This is a genomic window from Pseudomonas sp. PS01297 (assembly GCF_029959305.1).
Taxonomy (GTDB): Bacteria; Pseudomonadota; Gammaproteobacteria; order Pseudomonadales; family Pseudomonadaceae; genus Aquipseudomonas; species Aquipseudomonas helleri.
This window is the reverse complement of the sequence record NZ_JASCPQ010000003.1, coordinates 145503-161606: the sequence shown is the minus strand read 5'-3', so window position 1 is coordinate 161606 and position 16104 is coordinate 145503. Positions and strand designations below refer to the sequence as shown.

11 protein-coding genes are annotated in these 16104 nt (G+C 59.6%); all 11 read right to left on the bottom strand.

Annotated elements, in window-relative coordinates; all coding sequences use genetic code 11:
* Nucleotides 1–56: 56 nt before the first annotated feature.
* Complete coding sequence (locus tag QMX84_RS02610) at nucleotides 57–1637, bottom strand: ABC transporter ATP-binding protein (protein ID WP_282363027.1); 1581 nt, start codon at nucleotides 1635–1637, stop codon at nucleotides 57–59.
* A 1-nt stretch (nucleotide 1638) separates the two neighbouring features.
* The gene (locus QMX84_RS02605; protein ID WP_048369961.1) at nucleotides 1639–2661 is read right to left on the bottom strand and encodes an ABC transporter permease; all 1023 of its coding nucleotides are present in this window, start codon (nucleotides 2659–2661) and stop codon (nucleotides 1639–1641) included.
* A complete protein-coding gene (gene yejB, locus QMX84_RS02600; protein ID WP_048369962.1) occupies nucleotides 2661–3731 on the bottom strand; it encodes a microcin C ABC transporter permease YejB in 1071 nt (356 codons plus the stop codon). Before yejB ends, QMX84_RS02605 begins: the two co-directional genes overlap by 1 nt.
* Before the next feature lies 1 nt (nucleotide 3732).
* The gene (locus QMX84_RS02595; RefSeq protein ID WP_282363026.1) at nucleotides 3733–5622 is read right to left on the bottom strand and encodes an extracellular solute-binding protein; all 1890 of its coding nucleotides are present in this window, start codon (nucleotides 5620–5622) and stop codon (nucleotides 3733–3735) included.
* 110 nt (nucleotides 5623–5732) lie between these two features.
* Nucleotides 5733–8462: a TonB-dependent receptor gene (locus tag QMX84_RS02590; protein WP_048391467.1), complete on the bottom strand. Its 2730-nt coding sequence runs from the start codon at nucleotides 8460–8462 to the stop codon at nucleotides 5733–5735.
* A gap of 266 nt (nucleotides 8463–8728) precedes the next feature.
* Entirely contained in the window at nucleotides 8729–9130 is a 402-nt protein-coding gene (locus QMX84_RS02585) for a biopolymer transporter ExbD (protein ID WP_048369966.1), read from the bottom strand.
* Nucleotides 9130–9834 (bottom strand): MotA/TolQ/ExbB proton channel family protein, encoded by a 705-nt coding sequence (locus tag QMX84_RS02580; protein WP_282363025.1) that lies wholly within the window; start codon nucleotides 9832–9834, stop codon nucleotides 9130–9132. Before QMX84_RS02580 ends, QMX84_RS02585 begins: the two co-directional genes overlap by 1 nt.
* A gap of 62 nt (nucleotides 9835–9896) precedes the next feature.
* Complete coding sequence (locus QMX84_RS02575; protein WP_262123032.1) at nucleotides 9897–10706, bottom strand: energy transducer TonB; 810 nt, start codon at nucleotides 10704–10706, stop codon at nucleotides 9897–9899.
* A gap of 467 nt (nucleotides 10707–11173) precedes the next feature.
* Nucleotides 11174–12508, bottom strand: a complete 1335-nt coding sequence (locus QMX84_RS02570; protein ID WP_262123033.1) for a TldD/PmbA family protein — start codon at nucleotides 12506–12508, stop codon at nucleotides 11174–11176.
* Entirely contained in the window at nucleotides 12508–13908 is a 1401-nt protein-coding gene (locus QMX84_RS02565) for a TldD/PmbA family protein (RefSeq protein WP_262123164.1), read from the bottom strand. The genes QMX84_RS02570 and QMX84_RS02565 overlap by 1 nt, the downstream gene beginning before the upstream one ends.
* 129 nt (nucleotides 13909–14037) lie before the next feature.
* Complete coding sequence (locus QMX84_RS02560; RefSeq protein ID WP_282363024.1) at nucleotides 14038–15852, bottom strand: ABC transporter ATP-binding protein; 1815 nt, start codon at nucleotides 15850–15852, stop codon at nucleotides 14038–14040.
* Nucleotides 15853–16104: the final 252 nt, after the last annotated feature.

Below are 16104 nucleotides of genomic sequence, written 5' to 3'. Positions count from 1 at the left end.
TTTTTTTTTTTTTATATAAACCCCCCGCCCCCCCCACCCCCGCTCCTACAGCCGGTTCAAACCGTCACGCTGCTCGCTTGTAACAGCTCGCGGGTGTACGGGTGTTGCGGGTTGTCGAACAAGGTTTGCGCATCACCTTGTTCCACCACTTTGCCGTCCTTGATCACGATCATGTCGTGGGCCAGGGCATGCACCACCGCCAGATCGTGGCTGATAAACAGGTAGGTCAGACCGTGCCGGGCCTGCAAGTCACGGAGTAAATCCACCACTTGTTTTTGCACGGTGCGGTCCAGTGCCGAAGTCGGTTCGTCGAGGAGGATCAGGGCCGGTTCCATGATCAGCGCCCGGGCAATGGAGATGCGCTGGCGCTGGCCGCCCGAGAATTCGTGCGGGTAGCGGTGGCGGCTCTCCGGGTCGAGCCCCACCTCTTGCAGCACGCGAATCACTGCGGCTTCACGTTCTTGTTCGGTGCCGATGTCGTGAGCCAGCAAGCCCTCGCTGATGATCTGCTGCACCGACATGCGCGGGCTCAAGCTGCCGAAGGGGTCCTGGAACACCACCTGCATTTGCCGACGCAACGGCCGAAGCAGGTCCTGATTTAGCAGGTTGAGCTGTTTGTTGCCAAAACGGATATCACCCTCGGACTCCACCAACCGCAAGATCGCCTGGCCCAAGGTCGATTTGCCCGAGCCGGACTCGCCAACAATGCCCAGGGTCTTGCCTTTTTTCAGCTCAAAACTGACCCCGTCCACGGCCTTTACGTAATGCCGCTCGCGGCTGAACAGGGGCTTGGGCAGGGGAAACCAGACTTTCAAGTCGTCGACTTCCAGCAGGTTGTGCCGATAATCGCAGGGCACCGGGCTGCCGCTGGGTTCGGCCTCGATCAGCATGCGGCTGTAAGGGTGTTGCGGGTCTTTAAACAAAGCCTCACAGGTGGCTTGCTCGACAATTTCACCGCCGCGCATCACGCACACGCGCTGGGCGATTTTGCGGACCAGGTTGAGGTCGTGGCTGATCAGCAATAACGACATGCCCAGACGCTGTTGCAGGTCGATCAGCAGTTCCAGAATCTTCTGCTGCACGGTGACGTCCAGTGCGGTGGTCGGCTCGTCGGCGATCAACAGTTCAGGCTCGTTGGCCAGCGCCATGGCGATCATCACCCGTTGGCGCTGGCCGCCAGACAGCTGGTGCGGATACGCATTGAGGCGTTTGTGCGGGTCGCGAATGCCCACCAGGGTCAGCAGTTCCAGGGTACGTTCACGGGCGGCACGTTTTTTCAGACCTTTGTGGGTGATCAGCACTTCGCTGATTTGCTTTTCAACCGTGTGCAGCGGGTTGAGCGAGGTCATCGGCTCTTGAAAAATCATCGCGATGCGGTTGCCGCGCAAGCTGCGCAACTGGCTGTCGCTGGCGCTCACCAGGTCGGTGCCGTTGTAGCGGATGCTGCCTTGGGTTTCTACACTCTTGCCCGGTAACAGGCGCAGGATCGAGTGCGCCGTCACCGACTTGCCCGAGCCCGATTCGCCCACCAGCGCCAGGCACTCACCCCGGTGAATATCCAGGTTGATGCCGTGCACCACTTCTCGTCCGGCAAAGCCGACGCGCAGGTCACGTATTTCGATCAGTGTGTCGCTCATCTCAACTCCTTGGATCAAACGCGTCACGGCAGGCTTCGCCGATAAACACCAGTAGCGACAAAATCAGTGCCAGCACACAGAACGCAGTCAGGCCCAGCCAGGGGGCTTGCAGATTGCGTTTGGCCTGGCCGATCAATTCACCCAGCGAGGCGGTGCCGGGCGGCATGCCGAAACCGAGAAAATCCAGGGCGGTGAGGGTGGCAATCGCGCCGGTCAAAATGAACGGGATGTAGGTCAGCGTTGAGGTCATGGCGTTGGGCAGAATGTGCCGACGCATCAACGCGCCATTGGTCAGCCCCAGCGCCCGTGCGGCTTTGACGTATTCCAGGTTGCGCCCGCGCAAAAATTCGGCGCGCACCACGTCGACCAAGGCCAGCCAACTGAACAGCGCCATGATGCCCAGCAGCCACCAAAAACTCGGTGCCACAAAGCCCGACAAAATGATCAGCAAGTACAGCACCGGCAGCCCGGCCCAGACTTCTTGCAGCCGCTGGCCAATCAGGTCCACCAGGCCGCCATAAAAGCCCTGCAAGGCACCGGCGGTAATGCCGATCAAGGCGCTGACGGCGGTGAGGATCAAGGCAAACAGAATCGAAATTCGCGCGCCAAAAATCACCCGCGCCAGCACGTCACGGGCCTGTTCGTCAGTGCCCAGCCAGTTGGTCGCGCTCGGTGGGCTGGGCGCCGGTTCCTTGAGGTCGTAGTTGACCGTGTCGTAGCTGAACGGAATGGGCGCAAAGAGCATCCAGCCGCCCTGGTCGGTGATCAACTTGCGCACGTAATCGCTGCTGTAGTCCGGCTCAAAGGGCAGCTCGCCGCCAAAGTCGGTTTCGCTGTAGTGCGACACAATCGGAAAGTACCAATGGTCTTTGTAGTGCACGGCCAGGGGTTTGTCGTTGGCGATCAATTCGCCGCCCAGGCACAGCACAAACAGGCCGACAAATAACCACAGCGACCACCAGCCACGGCGGTTGGCCTTGAAGTGGGCGAGGCGTCGACGGCCCAGAGGAGAGAGGGTAAACATCAGGCATTCCTCGCCGAGAAGTCGATACGGGGGTCGAGCAGGGTGTAGCAAATATCGCCGATCAGTTTGATCAGCAGCCCGAACAGGGTGAACAGAAACAACGTGCCAAACACCACGGGATAGTCGCGTGACACCGCGGCTTCGTAGCTCATGCGGCCAATGCCGTCGAGGTTGAAGATGGTCTCGATCAGCAAGGAGCCGGCGAAGAACACCTCGATCAACGCCTGGGGAATCCCCGCCACCACCAGCAACATGGCGTTGCGCAGCACATGGCCGTACAGCACGCGTTTTTCGGTCAGGCCTTTGGCCCGTGCGGTGACCACGTACTGGCGGCTGATTTCATTCAAAAAGCTGTTTTTGGTGAGGATGGTCAGGGTCGCAAAGCCGCCGATCACCAGCGCGCTCACCGGCAGCACCATGTGCCACAGGTAGTCGGCGATCTTGCCGAAAAAGCTCAGGCTGTCGAAGTTATCCGAGACCAGCCCCTGAATCGGAAACCAGCTCAGGTAACTGCCGCCTGCGAAGACTACGATCAGCAAAATGGCGAACAGGAACGCGGGCATGGCGTAGCCGACGATGATCGCGGTGCTGGTCCACATGTCAAAGGCACTGCCGTTGTGAATGGCCTTGCGAATGCCCAGCGGGATCGACACCAGGTAGGTGATGAACGTGGCCCAGAACCCCAGCGAAATCGTCACCGGGAGCTTTTGCAAGATGAGGTCGGTGACCGTGGAACCGCGAAAAAAACTGCTGCCGAAATCCAGTTGCGCGTAGTTCTTGAGCATCAGCCACAAGCGCTCGTGCATCGGTTTGTCGAAGCCGTAATGCTTGGTGATTTCTTCGATAAGTGCCGGGTCAAGGCCGCGGCTGCTACGGCTGGCGCCCGCGCTGTGGGCGGCCATTTCGCCGCCACCGCCGCCCACGGAAGCGCCACTGAACCCCTGCAAGCGGGCAATGGCCTGATCCACCGGGCCACCGGGAGCGGCCTGCACGATCAAAAAGTTGACCACCAGAATGCACAGCAGGGTGGGGATGATGAGCAATAAGCGACGACTGATGTAATGCCACATCTTAATGATTCTCTGCCGGAGTGTTGGAAGCAGGCGCGTTGACCTTGTTGAACTGCGCGTTGCTTTGCGCGGTTTTGCTGACTTCCCACCAGGTGTTCAAGCCCTCGTCGTACTTGGGCTCCAGTGCCGGGCGACCGAAGCGGTTCTGGTACACGGTCGGGGTGCCGATGGAGTAGTAGTTGGGGATCATGTAATAACCCCACTGCAAGACCCGATCGAGGGCGCGGGCGTAATGCACCATTTCCTCGCGGCTGTTGGCTTGCACCAGCCCGTCCAGCAGCGTATCGACCGCCGGGTCACGCAGTACAAAGGCGTTGGACGCGCCGGGCTGGGTGGCGCTGCTGGAGCCGTACATGTCGTACATTTCGCGGCCCGGCGAGACGATGGGCTGGCCGCTGCGCGGGAAGCCCACCACGATCATGTCGTAGTCACGGGCGTTGAGGCGGTTGATGTACTGCGCAGAGTCGATCTTGCGGATGTCCATGTTGATGCCGATCTGCGCCAGGGTGCGCTTATACGGCATGATCATGCGGTCGAAGCCGCCCTGGCCGTCAAGAAAGGTGAAGCTCAGTTGCTCTCCCTTGGCGTTGACCAGTTTGTTGTCTTTGGGTGTCCAGCCGGCTTGCTTGAGCAATGCCAGGGCTTGCAGCTGTTTGTCGCGGATGTAGCCGCTGCCATCGGTTTTCGGCGCCTGATAGACCTGGGTAAACACCTCGTCGGGGATCTTGCCGCGCAGCGGTTCGAGAATTTCCAGCTCGCGGGCATCGGGCAGTTCAGTGGCGGCCATTTCACTCTTCGGGAAGTAGCTCTGCTGGCGCACATAGAAGTTGCGCATCATCTGCTTGTTGGTCCACTCAAAGTCCCACAGCAGGCTCAACGCCTGGCGAACGCGGCGGTCCTGAAAAAACGGGTTTTGCAGGTTGAAGGCAAAGCCTTGGGCGGCGCCGGGCTTGTCTTTAGCAAACACCCCGCGTTGCAGGCGCCCGTCGGTCAGCGCCGGGCTGTCGTAGCCAATGCTGAAACCGGTGGCCGAGAACTCGCGGTTGTAGTCAAACGCACCGGCCTTGAGCAGTTGTCGGGCGATGTCGGTGTCGCTGTAAAAGTTCACCGTCAGGCGGTCGAAGTTGTACATGCCCTTGCTCACGGGCAAGTCTTTGGCCCACCAGTTTTTGTTGCGTTCAAAGGTGATGCTGCGGCCGGGGTCGACGTGCGACACCGCATACGGGCCGCTGCCCAGAGGCGGTTCGAAGCCGCCGCCAGTGGCGAAGTCGCGGGTCTTCCACCAGTGTTCTGGCATGATCCGCAGGCTGGCCAGGTCGAGGGCCAGGGTGCGGTTCTGGTTGTTCTTGAAGTCGAAGCGGATTTGCAACGGGTCTTCGACGACCACGTCTTTGACCTCGCCATAGACCATGCGGTAGCCCAGGCTGCCCTTGGTCATCAGGGTGTTGTAGGTGAAGGCGACGTCTTGCGCGGTGATGGGAGTGTCATCGGCAAAGCGGGCCTTGGGGTTCAGGTAAAAGCGCACCCAGAGGCCGTCCGGGTCGCGTTCCATCTTTTGCGCGATCAGGCCATAGACGGTGTAAGGCTCGTCCAGAGAACGGAACGCCAGGGGCGCGTACAACCAGTCATCCACCTGTGCAACGCCGGTGCCTTGGTCGATGTAAGGGACGATGTAGTTGAACTGGCCGATTTCCATCGAGGCCCGGCTTAGCGAACCGCCTTTGGGCGCGTCGGGATTGACGTAATCGAAGTGCTGGAAGTTGTCCGGGTATTTGGCTGCTTCGCCGTACACCGTCAGCGCCTGGCTGGGCGCGGCGCTCACACTCAGGCACAGGCATGACAGCGCAGGCACCAGCAGTGAACGAAGCAGGGGCAGGAAGAGTGAAGACATGATGGGGTTTCCTTGTACCGCGTGTGGAGCCCTGCAGGAGCGAGTCTCGCGATCTTTATTGAAGGTCAAAAGATCGCGAGGCAAGCTCGCTCCTACAGGGGGGCTATCACTTAGAAGTGGTAAGTCGCACGGGCGAAGAAGGTACGGCCCATTGGGTCACCGTAACGAGGGTCGTAACCGCTCTGGAAGTTGTAAGCCTGGTTGGAGAACGGCGGGTTGCGGTCAAACATATTTTTGACGCCTACATCCAGGTCCACGGTTTTGTTGAAGGTGTAGCCACCCGAGATGTCCCACAGGGCGTAAGACGCTACGCGTGAGTGGGTGTCGGTGTCGTAGTCGTTGTAACCGCTGGTGAAGCGGTTAACCAGCGAGGCGCGGTATGGGCCCAGGTTCCAGGTACCGCTCAACACGTGTTTCCAGCGGGCGATCACGCCAGTGCCTTCAAACGCACCGACGTTGTCGGTGTAGTTGCCGCCAATGGTGGTCTGGTAGTCATAGCGTGACACGTAGGTGCCTTGCAGACCCAGGCCGAACTGGCCATACGGGGTGTTCGGGAACTTGTAGTCGAGGCTGACATCGACACCGCTGGTTTTCACTGCGCCCAGGTTGGCAAGGCCGGTCTGAACGTAGTTGAGCGAACCGTCAGCGTTGCGGATGTAGCGATCGGCGTAGGTGTTCGGATCGTCAAAGACGGTAGATTCCGGGAACTCGGCGATCTGGTTGGCGATGTGGATCCACCAGAAGTCCAGGCCCATCGACAGGTTGCGCACTGGCTGGTAGACAAAGCCCAGGGTCAGGTTGCGCGCCTTCTCGGGGGACAGGTCGGTGTTGCCGCCGGTGCGGTTATGGAACTGCTGGCCGCAGTCGCGTGCCGCGTTGCCGCCGGGTTGCACCACGCCGCCGGTACACAGTTTAGGGTCGTTGTAGTAGCCCTGGGTGTAGGTGGTGTATTGCGGGTTGTACAACTCATACAACGACGGCGCCCGGAAACCCTCGCTGTACGCGCCACGCACCACCAGTTCTTTGATCGGCTGGTAGCGGAACGAGTATTTCGGGTTGGTGGTGCTGCCAAAGTCGCTGTATTTGTCGTGACGCACGGCAGCCGACAGTTCGAGGCTGTCCAGTACCGGCACGTTCAACTCGGTGTACACCGCCTTGACGTTGCGATCGCCCTTGACGCTGCCGTCCGGGTCGACGCCGAGGCTGGAGATATCCGCCGCGTATTGCTCATAGCTCTGATGGAAGTTCTCCTGACGGAACTCGCCACCGATGGCCAGACCAGAAGGGCCGGCACCGAACCAGTCACCGATTTCACGGCTCATGCGTCCGTCCAGTCCGGTCACCCGGCCGACCGACGAGGAGTACTGGCCGTGGTATTGGTTGGCGTCAATCAACGCCTGGCCAGCGGCGGTTTGAGGGCCGAACGGGTTGATGATGCCGTCGGCGATGCCATTGATCATGGCCGCGTCGCTGACATAACCGCCGGTCACGCTGGAGATCACTTTGTTTTCGTTGTATGAGGCGCCGGCGTTGTAGTCCCAGCCCTGCACGGTGCCGTCAAAACTCAGCACCAAGCGCTGGCTGGTGTTCTGGTCGCGGGACTGGCGCGCACCGGCAGCGGTTTCACGCCAGTTAAAGTCGATCGGTTGGGTCGGATCGAAGTTGGGGTTGGTGGAAGCCGGGGTAATGCCTTTGCCGGGGTAGAACGGTGACGACGGGTCCATCGTCATGCCGGTCAGTGGTGCAGGGCCGACCTGGGTGGAGTTGTTGTTGCGGGCAAAGAAGTATTCGAGGTTGACGTTGTCATCATCGGTGAGCTTGCCGGTGGCCTTGCCGAAGAACGAGGTTTTTTCGGTGGCGGGCAGCAGGTCGATGTAGTTGCGGGTGTCGAAGCGGCACACGCCCTGGCGCGAGACCAGGTCAGGGCCATTACAGTTGCCCGAGGACAGCGGGTTGGAACTGACACCGTTCTGGCTGTAGTTGGCCGGGTATGAGGTGCCGGAGGTCTGGTCCAGGCCACGGCCCGGTGCATAGGTGGTGGCGAAGGTACGGTCTTTGGCGCGCAAATCGTCCTGTTTGTTGTAGCCGAACACGCCCATGACGTTGAAGCGGTCTTTATCTAGGTCGCCATAGCCCCAGCTGGCGCTGAGGTCTTTGGAGCCGCCGCCACCGCTGGCGTCAGCGCCTTCGCCGCCCAGCGAGAGGGTGCCGTCGGTCAAGGATTTTTTGGTGATGAAGTTGATCACCCCGCCGATGGCGTCAGTGCCGTACAGGGCGGATGCGCCGTCGCGCAGCACCTCGACACGGTCAATGGCGGCAAACGGAATGGTGTTCAGGTCGACGGCCGAGCCATCGATGGCGTTGTTGCCCAAGCGGCGGCCGTTGAGCAGCACCAGGGTTTTGTTGGCGCCAATACCGCGCATGTCGGCAAAACTCGAACCGCCTGTGGCGGCGCCTACGGAACTGGCCGGGTTGCGAATCGACTGGTTGCCCGAGACGCGCTGAAGGATCTGCTCAGTGGTGGTCACGCCTTCGTTGCGCAGTTGATCGGCGCGCAGAATGGTGATGGGCACGGCGGTTTCTGCGTCGACCCGGCGGATCGCCGAGCCGGTCACTTCAACACGGTCCAGCTGCGTGGTAGGGGCGGGGGCGGCCGTTGCATCGGCGCTCACGGCGGCGCTGCTGACGGCACTGCCCGCGTCGTCGGACACGGTGGCTTCTGCTGCCTGCAACTGGCCTGCGCTCATCCCCAGAGCAACCAGATACAGCGGCACAAAACGATGGCGCTGCAAGCTTGCAACGAGCGGTTTGAGGGTGAAACCTGAACTCTTCATCTGCATGGTTATTTCCGACTTTTTCAGACGATTATTGGAATGGCCTTGTGAGCCCTCATGACTCCAGTTGGGTTGTGTCGACCCGTGGCAAAACACTTTTTTCAAGCAAGCCGCTCCCCTGCGCGGACTGACAGCGTTCGCGCGCGGCATGGTTACAGCGGGAAGTCGGTCTCTGTGGCCGCTGCCGCAGGCTGCGATGGGTTGCGAAGCGACCCGCTTGAAGGTCCCTCGGCCCTTATCGCAACCTTCAGCAGCGGCTGCAGAGGTGAGCGTTACCGAGCAGTCATCACCGAAATTTTGGTGATGCCCGAGCGCTCAATCGAGGCCATGGCCTTGGCCACTTGCCCGTAATTGACGCCTTCGTCAGCCTGGAGCTGAACCCGTACTTCCGGGTCCTGGGCCTTGACGTCCTGCAGGCTTTTTTCCAGCAGCTCGGGGGCCACTTCGTTCTTGGCCAGGAAGAACTTGCCGTCCTGATCCACGCTGACCACCACCGGGTCTTTCTTTTTCTCGGTGGCCACGGCGTCGGTCTTGGGCAGGTTGATCTTGATGGCGTTGGTCATCATCGGCGTGGTCACGATGAACACCACCAGCAGTACCAGCATCACGTCCACCAGCGGGGTGACGTTCATTTCACTGAGTACTTCATCGCTGTCTTGAGTTGAGAAAGACATCAGCTTGCCTCCCGCACAGCGGTGCGCTTGGTGGAAATAGGTTGGCGGTCGATGGCGAAAGCGCTGCGCTGGGCGAGGGCGTCGAAGTCGTGGGCAAAGTCATCCATGGTGGCCGAGGCCATTTTCAGGCGACGCAGGAAGAAGTTGTAAATCAGCACCGCCGGTACGGCCACGGCAATCCCCACGCCGGTGGCAATCAGGGCGTGGCCGATGGGCCCGGCCACGGTTTCCAGGCTGGCGGAACCGCTGGCGCCGATGCTTTGCAAGGCTTCCATGATCCCCCAGACGGTGCCGAACAGGCCGATGAAGGGCGCGGTGCTGCCGATACTGGCGAGAATCGCCTGGCCGCTTTCCAGGGTGCGGCGTTCTTTCTGGATTTGCTGGCGCAGGTTGCGCTCCAGGCGATCGGCGCGGTTGATGGTGTTGGCCAGTTGCTGGGTGGTGCGCGGCGTGTCATCAACAATCATGGCTTCAAAGCCACTGTTGGCGATGCGCGCCAGGGCGCCGGGGTACTGGCTGGCGTGTTCGGCGGCGGTGAGCAGGTCGGGGGCGGCCCAGAAGGCTTTGGTGAACTGGTTGTTCTGGGATTTTTGACGCAGGTATTGCGATGACTTGATGAGCAGCAAGGCCCAACTCACCACCGAAAAAAGCACCAAGGCCCAAAGTACCCCAGGGACAATCATGGAAGACAGAGACTCGTTCATGGCTATACCTCGCACTGCGGTTAAATAACGCGCTAATTAATAAGTGTCGGAACCCGGCGGGGTTATTCCGGCAATTTGAAAGCAATGGTTTGGGTGGCGAACCCTTCTATGGGCGTGTCCCCGCGTTTGGCCGGGACAAACTTCCAGTTGCGTACAGCGGCGACGGCGGCGTCATCCAGCGCTTGTTTGCCGCTGGACTTGATGACCTCCACCGAGCCTGCGCGGCCGTTAGGCAGCACCTTGATCCGCAGCCCTACCGAGCCTTCCCAGTTACGCCGCAAGGCGATGGACGGGTATTCCGGTGGCGGGTTGCCGAGGCTGGCCAGCCCCGAAATGGCCGCTGTTTCCTTGGCCGGGCCTGGCGCTGCGGCCGGGGCGGCGGGTGCAGCAGGCGCCGCGGGTGCTGGTGGCGCTACCGGAGCCGGTGGCGCGGGCTTGACCGGTTGCGGCTTTTGCACCGGCTTGGGCTTGACCACCGGCTTGGGTTTCTCGATGGGCTTGGGCTTCTCCACGGGTTTGGGCGGTGGCTTGAGCGCATCTTCATCTTCTGGCGGCGCCACGGGCTCCGGCGGTGGCGGTGGTGGAGGCGGCTCTTCGACCGGCGGGGCCGGTGGCGCAGGGCTGCTCAGTTCTACGGTCATTTCCGGGATTTCGGGTGGCGTAATCACCGGCTCCGCCTTGGCGCGCTGGAAAAACCACCAGGCGCTGCCATGCAGCAGCACAACCACGCCCACCAACAACAAAATGTGCGGCTTGCTCAGCCCGCCTGGCTGTGAGGTGTTGGGCACATGGGGGATATGTGTCCACTGTTGAACATGCTCAGCCGTCAATAGCGGGGCTGGCCGTTCTTTATGTTTTACCTCGTCACTCATTAAGAGTCCCTCGACAAAATGAAGGGCAATAAGGCTCCGTTCGCCCTTGCGTGCAGGGACGAGAACTAGTCGTTCAACGGTTGTTTCAATGGCGCACTGACAGGTGAATGTTTGCCTGTCAAAAGGCCTTAATCACTACGGAGATAAAGGGTCATGTTGAGCTCCTGTTGGTTAAGTCAACGGATCCGGATTTTTGTAAGAATTCGTTAAATTGTGTATTGCAACGGCTATGCCAACAGGTAGGAAAAAGCCGATTTATCTGATGGATATTTAAGCGCCAAGAGACAGTTTTGTGCCTTAAGCCGCGTTAATAAGTGCTGAACTTAAGTAACGCGGCTTAATAGCGGTTTTGAACTTGAGTTATAAACGTTGATAATCAATTTCTTTGTCTGACAATCTGACGAAAGTTAAGCGTTGTCAAAAAAAGTGCACCAAAGTAAGAGTGCGTGCCTATAAACAGTGCGGCCTTATAAGGTCAGGGTTAAACGCTCGATTAGCGCGCCCGGCAGTACATGGCTGTTCAGGCTGCGGCGCTCGTATGTGCCCGAGTCGATACACAACGTTTGCTCGCGGGTCAGGGCCAGCAAGTTGCTGCCGAGCAGGTTGTACAGGCTGTCATCGAACCGCATGGTTTCGATGGGCGCGACGATGCGCCCGTTCTCCACCCAAAAGGTGGCAAAGCGGGTCATGCCGGTCAGGCTGGCAGAGCCCACATCCGAATAGTTCAGGTACCACAAGTTACTGATGTACAAGCCGGTTCCCAGTTCGCGCAGCACGTCGCTACTGGCCAGTTCGCCGGGGGCCATGACCAGCGAGTGGGGCATTTCCCTGCGGTCGGCACCATTGGCTTGCATGCCGTATTCAGCGGCCGAGCGCGAGCTGACCAGTTGCCCGACCAGCTTTCCGGCCTGGATCAGGTCGATGTCCTGGCGTGCTGTGCCGTCCGGGCCGAAGCCGGGCTCAAAGCCGGTGGACGGTTGTTCGCGCAGGCTGACCAAGGGCGACAATTGCTGTTTACCGAGTTGCAGTTGCTGCAATGCGCTTTGGCGGTTGGCAAATGCCTTGGCTGAAAATGCGTCATAACTGAGCAAACCCAGCACTTCGTCCAGTGCCGCAGGGGCCAGATAAGCGCGGTACTGCCCCGGTTTGAGGCTGATGCGCGGTGTGCTCAGGTGCTTGAGTTGCTCACGGGCCTGAACAAACACGTCACTTAACGCTTGAGCATCCCACGTGGCTGAACCGTAGGTGCTTTTAACTGCTTCACCACTGGCATCAAACAGGCTCCAGTCGAACAGCGCGTTGGCGCATTGATGCCAACCGTAGGCACCCCAGCTATTGGCGAAGCCGCGATACAGCGTGCCACCGGCATAAATGCCGACCATGTCCAGGCCCTGGCTCAAGTCGCAGATCGTGTCGATAACCTGTTGCAACTCGGGAACCTGCCCCGGCACTTGGCGCTCTGTGCTCCATTCTTGCGTGTCGAGTAATAAATACGGGTCGGCAGGCAACACATCGAGCAGTGCGCGAAGCTCGGTCAGGGTGTGCCCGAGGGTGACGGCATCCTGTGCAAAATCGCCACTGAGGTTGAGTTGCGCGCTGCTGTGGCGTTCGCCGCGGATCAGCCGTACGGTCAATTCAAGTTGCAGCACCGGGTAAGCCTGGCGCACTTTGCCGTGGTTGAAACGCACGAACTGGCTGTCTTCGGCTTCAAACCACAGGGTGAACTGTTCATCAGTGTGCAACTGGCCCTTGAGCCAGTGTTCCAGCGCCTTGAACGCGCTGGCGAAACGGCAATTGCTCATCAGGCCTGGCCTCCGAATACATCTATTTGACTGAACACACAGGCCGCAGAAGCGTGGCCCACGGTGACGACCTGGTTGGGTTCGCCTTTGCCGCAATTGGGTGTGCCCATGATCTGGTGGGTCGAGGCATCGCCCACGGCGCTCAAGTTGCGCCAGAACTGCGATGAAATGCCCCGATAATTCGGGTTTTTGACCACGGCCCCCAGCTCGCCGTTTTCGATTAACTGGCCCCATTCGCAGCCGAACTGGAACTTGTTGCGCGCATCATCGATCGACCACGAGCGGTTGCTGGCCATCAGGATGCCGTGCTCAATGCCGCCAATCAGTTGCTCCATCGACTTGTCGCCCGGTTCGATATTGAGGTTGGCCATGCGGTCAATCGGTGCCCGGTTCCAGCTGCATGCGCGGCTGTTGGCGACGCCCGGCAAGTCGCTACGGGCCTGAGACAGCGCGCCGCCCATGGGCCGCTGCAAAATTCCCTGGCTGATCAGCAAGTGTTTTTCGGCCGGCAAGCCTTCGTCATCGTGGCTGTAGCTCACCAGTTCGCCGGGCACGCCGGGGTCGAAGCTGACATTCAGCAGGTCAGAGCCATAACGGTAATGGCCAAACATGTCGGGCGTGACAAAGCTGGTGCCGGCGTAGTTGCGCTCATCACCGAGGATGCGGTCCAGTTCCAGCGGGTGACCGATGGATTCATGGATCTGCAGGATCATTTGATCCGGCATCAGCAGCACGTCCCGCGGGCCTTGCGGGGTGTTCGGGGCCAGTAGCAGTTGCAGGGCCTGGTCAGCGACGCGACGGGCCTGCTCGCTCAGTGCCGATTGAGTGACCACATTGGCGCCGCCTTGTTGGGCAAGGCTGTAGGTGCGGCGCTGGCTTTGCTGGCCGTCAAAAGCATTGACGCCCACCTCGGGGTACAGCTGCTGTTGGCTGCGCAAAATGTCATTGCCCTGGTTGTCCAGGTACAGCTGTTGTTCTTGCACCACACGCAAACGAGCAGACCAGTGCACCAGTCGCGGGTCGCCGGGTACGCTCTGCGAGGTTTCCATCAACAGGGCCAGCCAGTCGGCGGTGTCTGGCAACGGCAGGTCCAGATCGGGTGAGCGGTAATGCGCCTGGACATCCCGTGTTTGCGGGGCCGGGTAGTGCAGCAAGCTGCGCCCCAGCAGTGATTTGGCCGTATGTTGGGCGCGCTCAAGTGCCTGTTGCAATCCCGATAGACTGGTATCGCTGGTGGCTGCAAAAGCCTGTTGGCCATCAATGTGTACGCAGACCATGACCCCGCAACTATGGCGCAGTGAAGGAGGTTCAATAACATTGCGCGATACGCCCAATGTTTGCGCTTGTTGTTCAACCAGGCGCAATGAAATAAAACCGGGCATATCGGCACATGTTTGCATGAATCGTCTGAGTGACGATTGTGCGTGACTCATGATGAGTGTCCTTTCAAGTGCAAAGCACCGCGTGTTAATGGCGAGGGCTTTGGGTTAATAAGTTAAGAAAAGGGGGCCTTTAAAGTGCCGTGGAAGTTAGGTAACTAATATTTCATCTTCGCGGGCATTTTTTTCACTTAACAAACCGTCGGACTGGTGTTGCCACAACCGGTAATAGAGGCCTTTATGTTCCAGTAAGTGTGAGTGACTGCCGTCTTCAACAATCAGGCCTTTATCCAGCACCACGATCCGATCCAGATGCGCAATGGTCGATAGCCGGTGCGCAACAACCAGCACGGTTTTGTCCGCCATGATGTCGTCCAGGCTGCTTTGAATCAGGCTTTCAGTTTCGGAGTCGAGGCTGGCGGTGGCTTCGTCGAGTACCAGAATCGGCGCGTTCTTGAGCAAGGCGCGGGCAATGGCGATGCGCTGGCGCTGACCGCCCGACAACTTGACCCCGCGCTCACCGATCAAGGCGTCATAGCCGTCTTGCATGTGCAGGATGAAGTCATGGGCGTGGGCACGTTTGGCCGCCAGCACAATGGCCGATTCGTCGGCATCAACGTCGCCATAACCGATGTTTTCCCGCAGGGAGCGGTGAAACAGGCCCGGCTCTTGCGGGATCAAGCCGATGTGGCTGTGCAGCGATTGCTGGGTCATGCCCTGAATATCTACGCCGTCGACTTCGACCTGACCTTTTTGCGGGTCGTAGGCGCGCAGCAACAGGTTGAGCAACGTCGATTTGCCCGAGCCTGAAAGGCCGACAATCCCGACGCGCTGGCCGGCTGCAATGTTCAGGTTGAAGTGTTTGAAGATCGGCTTGTCCGGGCTGTAGCCGAAGTTCACGTCACGAAAGCGGATAGCGCCTTTTTCGATGCGTGCGGGCAGGGCATCGGTGCGGTCCGGCATTTCGTGGGGCTTGAGCAGGGTGTCGATGCTGTTCTGGATGTTGCCGATAAACTCGAAAAAGTGCATGAACTGCATGCTTAGAAAGCTGCACTGGGCCACGATCATCAGGCCCAAGGTGGCCACCATCACCAATTGGCCGACGTCGATCTTGCCCAGGTGCCACAGATACAGAGCAACGGCCACTAGGCCAACGCGCAACACAATCGACAGGCTGTCTTGCAGCAGGCGGATTTTCTCCTGATAGAAAAACGAGCGCTGCGCCGCGTGTTTTTCTTGGGTCTGGTAGCGGTTCAGGTAATCGAGTTCAAAGTCCTGGCGGGCAAACAGGCGGATGCTGGCCAGATTGCTGACCGCATCGACAATTTTGCCGGTGGTCACACTGCGTGCCTTGGCATGATCTGCGGCCAGTACTTGCGCCTTGCGTGACAGTACAAACGCCAGCAACGTATAGGCCAGCACCCACACCAGCAGGCCCAGCCCCAGCCAGGGTGAGGCCAATGTCAGCAGCACCAGGCTGGTGACCAGTACCACCAGAATGGGGAGCATTTCGACGACCAGTGCCCAAGTGATCTCCAGCAGGCCAATGCTGCCTTCGCCGATACGGTGGGCCAGGCTGCCGGCAAAATGCTCACCGAAATAGCGGGCCGAATGGCGCTGCAAATAGGCGAACAGATCACGCACGATGCGTATTTTTTGCTGCGGCCGGACCATGATCATGCACAGCGTGGCGCCACGGGCGCAGAGCATTTGCGCCACGGCCAGGCCAAACAGCAGGCCCAGCGCGGGCAAGCTGGCCTGCCACAGGTCGGCATGGTCCCACAGGCCGTCACTCACAGCACCGGTGATGCGGCCGATGGCATAAGGCATGAGGGTGGCGGTTATTGCCGCGCCGATTTGCAGCGCCGCGATTGCCCAATACCAGCGCGGGTACAGGCGCACGTAATGCCACACATAAGCCCAAGGCCGTTTGGGAGGAACGGTAATAGCGTCAAATTCAGACATGTCTGACCTTTTTTCAAAGCAAAGCGTTCCGCGTTGGCTGTTCGCGAAGAGACGGCCAATGAGGGGGGCGAGCAGGTGAAAAGCGCTTATCGGGTGATAGCGCAGCTCAGGCTATGTATCGATGCCGGGCGGGGTACACGAGGCGAACGCGCAGGCGTAAAGGCGGGGGAGTATTTGCAGCGAGTGCACATCAGACATCGTTGTTATTCCTTTTGTACAGCTGATCAATGGCATGACTTTTGGTCTGCCGTT